Origin of the sequence: Streptomyces niphimycinicus (genome assembly GCF_018883605.1) — a bacterium.
In the GTDB taxonomy this organism is placed as follows: domain Bacteria; phylum Actinomycetota; class Actinomycetes; order Streptomycetales; family Streptomycetaceae; genus Streptomyces; species Streptomyces niphimycinicus.
In genome coordinates this window covers 1-1,763 of the sequence record NZ_JAHLEM010001216.1, presented here as the reverse complement: position 1 = coordinate 1,763, position 1,763 = coordinate 1, and the positions used below count along the sequence as shown (strand labels likewise).

The 1,763-nt window shown below is 70.9% G+C and carries 1 protein-coding gene; it reads right to left on the bottom strand.

Annotated features, from left to right (window positions below):
* The coding region (locus KN815_RS48940; protein ID WP_372458669.1) for a sialidase family protein at positions 1-1,347 on the bottom strand (1,347 nt) is incomplete at its 3' end.
* Positions 1,348-1,763 lie beyond the last annotated feature (416 nt).

The following is a 1,763-nucleotide window of genomic DNA, read 5'->3' as shown; positions in this document are numbered from 1 at the left end:
GCCGCCGAGCACGGTCGCGGACCGGGCGCCGGGCGCGCGGTCGTCGGTGGTGGGGGCGGGCGCCCGGCGGGGGCCCAGCCAGTCCTCGGTGAAGCGGGCGAAGCGGATCTCGTCACGGGCGTCCACCGCACCGCCCTCGTACAGCAGCCCCACCGTGTCGCGGGAGACCGCGACCATGTCGGAGTAGCCGGACCAGTCGGTGGTGACGACCTTGCCGCGCTCCACACCGTCCCAGGTGCGGGCCTCGTCCCAGGAGGAGCGGATCATCATGGTGCGGCGGCGGTCGGGGTCGGCGGGGGCCGAGAAGAGCAGCCGGCCGTACCCGTCGCGGGCCGGATCGCGCAGCCGCAGGATCGACCCCTGCACCTGGGGAGTGGGCAGATCGGGGATGGTGCGGAAGGGGCCGGTGAAGCTCTGGCCGCCGTCCCGGCTGATGGCGTAGTCGCGGTGGCCGAGATCGGTGCCGTCCTGCTCCCGCCCGCTGACGTAGACCGATCCGTCGGCGCGCTCCACCAGCGTCATCTCGGACGGCTTCTGACGGAAGGTGCCGTCCGCCGCGAGCGGATAGGTGTCCATCGCGCCGATGCGCCAGCGGTTGCCGCCGTCGTCGCTGTAGGCGAGCGCGGCATGGTTGTCGGTGATGCGGCCGCCGCTGTAGCTCTCGGTGTTGAGGGTGAAGATCAGCCGGCCCTTGTGCCGGCCGCGCTGGAGCTGGATGCCGTGGACGGGGCCGGTGGCGTACCAGGAGTTCCACTGGGGCGGCATCAGCGAGGAGCTCAGATCGCGCGGGGCCGACCAGGTGGCGCCGTTGTCGTCGCTGTACTGGAGATGCGGGGAGCGGTCACAGGGGATGTCGCAGCTCTGGGAGTCGTCGCGGCCGGTGTTGTAGGTGCTGGCGAGCACGATGCGGCCGGTGCGCAGGTCCACGATGGGCGCGGGGTTGCCGTGGGTGTCGCCGCCGCCCTCGTTGATCACCTGGAGCGGACCCCAGGTGCGGCCGCCGTCGGTGGAGCGCTTGAGGACCAGATCGATGTCCCCGGCGTCGCCGCAGTTGTCGACCCGGCCCTCGGCGAAGGCGAGCAGGGAGCCGTCCTTGGCCTTGACGATCGCCGGGATCCGGAAGCACGAGTAGCCCTGTTCCTGGGCAGACTTGAAGAGGACCTGCTGTTCGAAGCCGGAGTCGGCGCGGGCCGCGGACGCGGAGGAGTCCGTGTCCGCGGCCCGTACCGGAAGCGGAATCAGGGCCAGCGCCGCGGCGGTGAGGAGCACGGAGGCGCGGCGCCGCCATGGTCTGGCACGGGGGTGGGGTGGTCTGGTGCGGGGACGTGTGCGGAGAACTGACGCCATGGTCACGGCCTGCCCTTCAGACTGCCTCACGGAGGCATCGGCATCTGGACGTCAGGGCCGTCGGGCATCACACCAGGAGGCATCACACCGTCAGGACATCAAGACATCCCATGTCTCACACATGACTGCGGCAGAAAGTGTCTCGTCCTGTGGTCGTCCGGGACAAGGACCGTGCGTCATATCCTCGTGACGCTGGGCCAGTTGAGGTGAGGCGGGGCGCGAGAGGGCGGCGCCCGCCCCCGGCCGCGCCCCGCCCCCCCCATTACCGTTTTCGTGGCCCCGCAACGGGGCTCCCGGCCTTCGGAGCTGGCATGACTTTCTCCCCCTGTCGAACGCATGGCCTGGGGGGTGGTGTCACCGGCTCCGGAGGCACTGACAGACCGCTAATTAGGGGCATGACCACCGGCTTCTCCGGA